This window comes from Pseudescherichia sp. L3, assembly GCF_024656065.1.
GTDB lineage: Bacteria > Pseudomonadota > Gammaproteobacteria > Enterobacterales > Enterobacteriaceae > Pseudescherichia.
In genome coordinates, this window is sequence record NZ_JANKYC010000008.1 from 1 (window position 1) to 6,621 (window position 6,621).

Here is a 6,621-nt window from a genome sequence, read left to right on the forward strand (position 1 = left end):
TGGTCAGACAGCTCCGCAGTTTTCAAAATGACGGACGGGTCGATCACCGTTCGATGTCACTATGGACAGGGTAAGGATGGTGTAGACGATGATGCGCAGCCGTATACTTCCAATATGTTCAAATGCGACAACGGCGGCTACATCGCGCTAAAACAGGTGAAGGGGACGAACGACTCGATGCTAATCCTTGCAGACGAGAACGGGAAGCTTATGACACAGGACAAGGTGTCTATTAGCAAGAAGACGTATTGACGATCACACTAATAAAAGGGCCACATAATGGCCCTTTTTACTGGCTGCTTAGGCGAAGGCACCGATAGAGTTGAAGAAGTTATCTTCGTTGAATGGAGTTAGGTCGCTTGACGACTTAGCGATAACCCAGCCATCACAGTTAGCGCGCGTATTTTTCATATGAAGTTCAAAAATGGCTTTGTGAGAACCGGGCGTTGAAAGCGCAACCTGAATGCTACCGGTCACGCCAAACATATAAAACAACCCTTCTGGCATAAATTGCAGGGTCTTACTACCGTTCGTTAGCTTCAATACGCTGATTTTGTATGTTACTGAGCTGGACTCTACCGTCAAAGTTTTCTGCGTAACTTCGGCCTGTATAGCGGTGTCACGTAACCAACTCTTGATGGTTTCAAAAAGTAGATCTGTCTCTCGCTGAAATTCTGCAACCTTGCTTTTAATCGCATTATCGTCGGCCTGAGCAGCTGACTGATTGGCTTCCATTTTCTTCAAAAAATCATCTTTTGCAGACATCCGGTGACTCCTTTGCGTGTGTGTAGGGCTTTGCTTGTAATAACGTAAAACCTGAACAACAAAAGTAAATTGCTAAAGGACGGCTGATGACTATTAACGCATTTGGATAAAGTTGAGGCAATACTATCCCTGCCAAGAAATGAGCCATAAAGCCCGATTTTATGGGTGCCGCGTGCAGGTTTTGTTGTTAATCTGCTTTGGTTTTTAACCGCAAAGATAGCTCTAATTTAAAAGGATGTTTTATGGATCTTATCCGTCAGCACAATCTGATTTTTGGTATTGGTTCGATTGTTCTATCTCTTGTTTGCTTGGTGATGGCCGTCACGAGTGGTGCGGAAAGTGAACCAAACCCAGCAGAGTCCAAGAAAAGGGGGAAAAAAGAAATCGCTTTGTTTGTCGCGTTCTTTGTCTTGTTAGTTTTTGGCATTATTACCGTGTTTGGTCACTAATGCTCACGCTATCAAAGTGTAATTTATCTTGCCTTTGCGCTTTTGATATCGTGAAGGTTGATTGACGTGACGGGGAGGTGCAGCGTATCTTCTTTCCCTGAAACGAAAAAACCCGCGTTCTCAGGCGCGGGTTTGATCGGGCAAACGAATTTTCTCAGGATTTGTTTGCCGGGTAACTGAACCTATAGGGGGAACAGCTACCAAATCTGTAATCTCAGTGTATCTGCCAATAGCAGAGCATTCAAGCAGCGAGTAGGACAAAAAGTCCTATCAGTCTTCAAGCAAGTTCCCCCTCTAAAGTTCAGTTACCGACATTGGCTATTGCCTTTGGCGGCGCTTTGCCGTGCCTTTCCGGGTTGGGATCATGTGTTTGTTACCGGATAAGGCGCAACAGTCAGGCTGAACGGGGAGTTCGTGCATACAGCCTAGCTTGGAGCGAACCACCTACGTCGAGCCGAGAACCAGCAGCGTAAGCTATGAGAAAGCGCCACGCTTCCCGTGAGGGAGAAAGGCGGTAAGGTTCCGGTAAGCGATATGGTGGGAATGTGGGAGCGCACGAGGGAGCGATTCACCGGAAACGGTGATGATCTTTAAGCCACATCGGGTTCGCCTCTCTTAGACTTGTAGCGTTATTTGTGACGCTCGTCTGGGAGGGGGAGCCTTTTGGAAAAAGGCCTCTGCTGCAAGTATGGGCTGCTATCTGAGCCAGCCCTACTTCATTCTTAACGCTTAAATGCGTCCTGAGCGACTTTGACCAAGATACACATTAAGGCGATCACTAACCCTAATGTTACCAAGTGAGCTAATGGAAGATTTACTATTACTACGATTACCTTCCAAACACCCCATGCCACAACATGTGCCATTGCCGAGTCGATTACATTGTCTAAGTTCCACATTTTCGTATCCTCTTCGAGGATCGATACTCAATAGATGTTCCGCACTATTGGTCAGTCAGTGGTATTGTTCTTGTTATGCTTGACGTAATCGTCATTAGTAGTAGAATGAACTTGTCTAAGGTTTCATTCACTACATACTTTGATGTAGTCGCACAATACAGTTACAAGTTTCTATTTCATCTCGAACCTTCTTAGTTAAGTTTGACCGTTCAATGTTCTGCCAAGTGTCTACTTGCGATAGACACAGAAGCATTACTATAAGTTTAGCACAAAAAGACGGTAAACTCCTATCTAAATTAATAGATTAAACCTATTAATAACCAGCGATGAATGCTGGTTTTTTGTTTGTGCCTTATTTGGCGCGGCTTCAGCTATAAGTTTTGAAACTTCCAGCATCCTGATCGATCACTACCATCCCCTCTAAAAAGACGTTTCAAACCTAAGACTTTCACTTTTTCACGCCAACTTTTCCAGGCTGCTTCCCTTCGTTGCTGTGCTTGCTCAACCCACTGTGTCTGTCACTGCTATGTGTGTCCGGTAGGTGTATTAGTGCTGTGTATGTATTTAAGTTATTAGGTCACTGCACGTCAGCCCAGCAAACACGCGGATCACTGCTTCAAAATCCGCACACTTTTTTGGAATGGCCATTCAGGGATGAAGGTTGCGCAGTGCAGCTCTAACCCGGTTGCTCAGCTCTTTGTCGGCTGTCAGGTGGCTACTCTCTGCCCGCGTTCTGCCTTTCTTGTCACGTTGTCCCACTTTGCTGAACGAATGAATGCCGCGCTCCGCTGCTGCGTCTTTGTGTGAGCGAATCCAGTTGATTGCCACAAGCCGGAACAGATCCCCTTTTGCCATCTTCACAGCAGGTATTGGATGACGGAACGAGAACAAGCTGGCGAGCGTTTCAAACGGGAAGCGTTGAAGCTCGGAAAGAAGGCCGAAGCCGTATTTTTGCAGCGCGTCCCCCTGCAATGTCACCTCTACGCGGGCACGCTGCTGACGAAGCGGCAGCGGCTGCTTTCTATCGGTGAGCTTGTGATAGCACTGCCATGAAACGGCATCCAGCTCGTTGCCGATACGCAGGTTATACGCCGGGTTTATGCGATGACCGGGCTTATCAAGAAACTGGTTGCTGCTGCTGTCGCTATTGTATTGGCGGTGATTGGTGCCGGAAGCGAACAGACTTGTTTGCAGGCGATATGTGAGAGCGCGTGTTGCCTCAACTGACTGCTGTTTGTGCCAGAAGTCGCAGCTAATCTCGATCCCGGCAATGGTCGGTTCGGCTGCAAAAGAGAATCGCCTGGCTAACGCATCGAGCGCGGCGCACAGCTGCTGATAGTTGTTTGCCAGCTCGTCATGAAAACGAATGCGGAATGTCTCGGCAGTGCTTCCTTGCTGGACATCCATTGCGCCAGCCCACCAACGATCAACGCCGGTTATCTCTTTCAGTGCTGCGCGAACGTGCCAGTGCTGCGTGCGGCGTTCGGTGCGAATCTCAACGTCGAGCCAGTCGATGACGGCGGTTGTCCTGAATTGCTTCAGGGCTGAATCCGCTGCTTGTTGCTGGTAAGCCACAGTGCGGCCTTAAACCGCTGTAGGAAGTTTGCGGAACTTCCAGTGCCGTTTGTCCGTCAGATCTTCCTCAATGATGCGCGGGCTGAGTGTGCCGGGTGCCACTTTGGAACCGGAACGCAGGCGCGCTTCCTCAATGAAGTTCTTAATGTCTATTTCGCGGTAGAACGGGCGATTTAATCCCCGCTCCTCATTGATGCAGAACGGCAGCAACCGCAGGCCGTAATATGACGCCTCTTTGCGGCGCATATCTTTCAGCATGTCTTCCCAAGCCCGGACAGCCCCAAGCTCGTTATGAATCAGATATGCGGCCTCGCTGGTCGTGTATGCAGTCGTTTTCATGGTGTGTTCCTCAGTCTACATTGGGGGCAATCATCAAGTGGAGACCGTCACGCAGCGCGTTCTGCACGATTACAAACGCCTCACCACCGTATGCTTGGCTGCGGTAGCCCGTGATTAGTGTGAACGCTACGAACGAGTTATCGCGAGTGGTGATCGTTGCGCCCGCCAGCTCTTGCTCAAGCTGTTCGTCATTGAGGCGCCAGTAACCGTTACCCGTGATTTCGTGGGGAACGTTAGTTGCAACAGCTCCGGCCTCACCCAACGCGATAACTTGCTCGGTCATCAATTCGTCAGCCAGCGCAGCACGCAGCAGTGCTGTTTTATTTGGCGCGTCCGGCTGAGTCGCCAGCACTTCCCGCGCCCAATCCTGCCAGCGGATGCCGCGCTTTGCCGCCAGCATATCGAGCGCCGTCCATGAGGTGTCCTCTAAGCGGAACGTAGCGCGGCCTGCTCCGGTTAGGTCAGCAGTGCGTGTCTTGAAGGTCTTTTTCATCTCTTACTCCGGTTGTTGTTAGTGAGCTATTTATACCATGAGAACTTAATAACACGTATAAGGAATGAAAAAAGTTGTGTTTTAAGGTGTCAGTGTGTAGCCTGGCTTTTATTGGTGGTAGTTAATGGGTATACCCAATTGATACCAAGATGAGCGCGTCGGGAAACCCGGTTGCCTCGTTAGTGATACCACCTAAAAGCTACCGGGTTCGATGAACCACTTAAACGCTACCAGTTATGGGAAACAGAACATGAACAGCAGCCGCACTTACGCCTACCTCCGCGCATCAACCGAAGAACAGAACGCTGACCGTGCGCGTAATCAGTTACTGGAGTTCGCCACCTTTCATGGGATTGGGATCTCAGCTTTCTTTGTGGAGAACGAATCTGGCGCGGCGCTGTATCGCCCGGAGTTGATGCGGCTGCTAGATGTGGCGCAGAAAGGCGATGTGTTGTTAGTTGAGCAGGTAGACCGCCTGTCACGTCTCGATGCGAGGAATTGGGAAACGCTTACAACGATGATTAAGGGGAAAGGTATTCGTGTTGTCGCGCTCGATCTGCCAACGTCCCACATGATGCTCAAGCCCGGCGACGAGTTCACTGATCGAATGATGCAGGCAATCAATGGCATGATGCTTGATATGTTAGCGGCGATTTCCCGAAAAGATTACGAAGACCGCCGCCGCCGTCAGGCGCAAGGAATCGAACAAGCAAAAGCCGCAGGCAAGTTTAAAGGCCGTCAGGTTGATAACGGGCTGCATGAGCGCGTGTTGAAGCTCCGCGCGGCAGGCATGTCATACACCGAGATCCAACAGACCACGAACGCCGCCCGAAGCACGATCAGCCGCATACTCAAGTCTAAGTCAGCGGATTAACACTGTTGCTCTCATTATTGCCCTCAATGACGCCCGCAGAGGCTCTCAGAACGATTTTCAGCGATGCGGGCGCATGAATGGGTGACTTTGGTTGCGGCGGTCTTAGAACGGCTCTCAGAGCGTTTTAAGGTAAGGTTTTAAATAGCCAGTCGCGATCAAAGAACGGCAGACTTTCCCCTGTGCTTTTACCGGTGTGTCTTCTTATCAGTGAGTTCTGTTTGAACGCATGCCGGGCGCGGGTTTGTGTGATTTGAGTTGTTCTTGTAGGAGTTCTGACGTCGCTATAACGCAACTGTCAAAACACAAGAATACGGTTGCATACCGTATGCCTTTGAGTGGCGCATTTGCCTTCTAACCTGCTGTTTAATAGCGACTTGCTGATTTCTGTCTTTGCGTTCGCTTTGTGGACGCAGTTGCGTTTGTATTTCCGGCCGTTTCTGTGACAGTTAGGCACATCTTTTCGATCACAGTAATTGCCTTTCAGGCGTGACAGGGTGACACTTTCGATCACTGATCTCCACCAGCTAAATGACTAAGGTGTCACATGGCATTACACAGCGTCACAGAAGCCGCCAAAATGGCGGGTGTCACCCGAAGAACAATTTATCGCTATCTCAAGTCTGGCAAGCTCTCAGCGGCTGTGACAAATGATGACACTACCCAGATTGAAACGAGCGAATTACTCCGTGTTTTCGGTAGCCTGTCACAGCCAGAAGCCGAAGAGGTATCCACTGAGTCACAAGGAAATGAGCCGGAGTATGTCACACGCCTCCTTGATGAAATGTCACGCTTGAGAGAAATTATCGAGAGTCAGCAAACTTTGCTGTTAGAAGACAAGCAAAGCCGCGAGCAGCAGAACGCAGAACGGCAGCAGCAGAGTGAATTGATCGAGCAGCTACAGCGCGAACGTGATGCGTTGTCGCAGGCTCTGGACGCAGAACGCAAGAAGGGGTTCTGGAAGAAGCTATTCGGATAGTTTTTTATTCAAAGGATAGGGATGTGAAAAGGTTACTTACAGCCGTTGGGCTTTTATGTTTGTGTGGTTCGGCAGCAGCACAAACAGTTATCACAGCAGAACCAGCCGCGCACGATTACAAATTCGTTTGGTCAGACAGCTCCGCAGTTTTCAAAATGACGGACGGGTCGATCACCGTTCGATGTCACTATGGACAGGGTAAGGATGGTGTAGACGATGATGCGCAGCCGTATACTTCCAATATGTTCAAA

At 49.5% G+C, this 6,621-nt stretch carries 9 protein-coding genes; 5 read left to right on the forward strand and 4 right to left on the reverse strand.

Features of this window, described 5'->3' with window-relative positions; genetic code table 11:
* Nucleotides 1-252, forward strand: a 252-nt coding sequence (locus NR795_RS20595; protein WP_257759215.1) for a hypothetical protein, incomplete at its 5' end; no start/stop codon positions are given.
* A 48-nt stretch (nt 253-300) separates the two neighbouring features.
* On the opposite strand, the gene NR795_RS20600 is transcribed toward NR795_RS20595, so the two are convergent.
* Nucleotides 301-765: a hypothetical protein gene (locus tag NR795_RS20600; protein WP_257759216.1), complete on the reverse strand. Its 465-nt coding sequence runs from the start codon at nt 763-765 to the stop codon at nt 301-303.
* Between the two features lie 242 nt (nt 766-1,007).
* Here NR795_RS20600 and NR795_RS20605 point away from each other — a divergent pair, with 242 nt between their 5' ends.
* Nucleotides 1,008-1,214 carry a hypothetical protein gene (locus NR795_RS20605; protein WP_257759217.1) on the forward strand — a complete coding sequence of 69 codons (207 nt, stop codon included), beginning with the start codon at nt 1,008-1,010 and terminating at the stop codon, nt 1,212-1,214.
* Between the two features lie 1,547 nt (nt 1,215-2,761).
* Here NR795_RS20605 and NR795_RS20610 read toward each other — a convergent pair.
* From NR795_RS20610 to NR795_RS20620, 3 genes are read right to left on the reverse strand one after another with little or no spacing between them, the layout of a single operon-like run.
* Nucleotides 2,762-3,688, reverse strand: a complete 927-nt coding sequence (locus NR795_RS20610) for a hypothetical protein (RefSeq protein WP_257759218.1) — start codon at nt 3,686-3,688, stop codon at nt 2,762-2,764.
* 9 nt (nt 3,689-3,697) lie between these two features.
* On the reverse strand, nt 3,698-4,027 hold the full coding sequence (locus NR795_RS20615) for a hypothetical protein (RefSeq protein ID WP_105629795.1): 330 nt from the start codon (nt 4,025-4,027) through the stop codon (nt 3,698-3,700).
* Nucleotides 4,028-4,037: 10 nt separating this feature from the next.
* Complete coding sequence (locus tag NR795_RS20620) at nt 4,038-4,520, reverse strand: hypothetical protein (RefSeq protein ID WP_257759219.1); 483 nt, start codon at nt 4,518-4,520, stop codon at nt 4,038-4,040.
* Nucleotides 4,521-4,770: 250 nt separating this feature from the next.
* Between NR795_RS20620 and NR795_RS20625 the strand changes: the two genes are divergently transcribed.
* The 3 genes from NR795_RS20625 to NR795_RS20635 form a co-directional block, all read left to right on the forward strand.
* Nucleotides 4,771-5,394: a recombinase family protein gene (locus tag NR795_RS20625; RefSeq protein ID WP_105629794.1), complete on the forward strand. Its 624-nt coding sequence runs from the start codon at nt 4,771-4,773 to the stop codon at nt 5,392-5,394.
* A gap of 544 nt (nt 5,395-5,938) precedes the next feature.
* Nucleotides 5,939-6,370 carry a helix-turn-helix domain-containing protein gene (locus NR795_RS20630; protein WP_105629800.1) on the forward strand — a complete coding sequence of 144 codons (432 nt, stop codon included), beginning with the start codon at nt 5,939-5,941 and terminating at the stop codon, nt 6,368-6,370.
* 23 nt (nt 6,371-6,393) lie between these two features.
* Nucleotides 6,394-6,621: hypothetical protein (locus NR795_RS20635; protein ID WP_257759220.1), on the forward strand; the 228-nt coding region annotated here is incomplete at its 3' end.

What these genes read in the sequence shown, in the direction of transcription:
- NR795_RS20600 (WP_257759216.1), bottom strand. Translation starts at nt 765, where the DNA reads ATGTCTGCAAAAGATGATTTTTTGAAGAAAATGGAAGCCAATCAGTCA.
- NR795_RS20605 (WP_257759217.1), top strand. Translation starts at nt 1,008, where the DNA reads ATGGATCTTATCCGTCAGCACAATCTGATTTTTGGTATTGGTTCGATT.
- NR795_RS20615 (WP_105629795.1), bottom strand. Translation starts at nt 4,027, where the DNA reads ATGAAAACGACTGCATACACGACCAGCGAGGCCGCATATCTGATTCAT.
- NR795_RS20620 (WP_257759219.1), bottom strand. Translation starts at nt 4,520, where the DNA reads ATGAAAAAGACCTTCAAGACACGCACTGCTGACCTAACCGGAGCAGGC.
- NR795_RS20625 (WP_105629794.1), top strand. Translation starts at nt 4,771, where the DNA reads ATGAACAGCAGCCGCACTTACGCCTACCTCCGCGCATCAACCGAAGAA.
- NR795_RS20630 (WP_105629800.1), top strand. Translation starts at nt 5,939, where the DNA reads ATGGCATTACACAGCGTCACAGAAGCCGCCAAAATGGCGGGTGTCACC.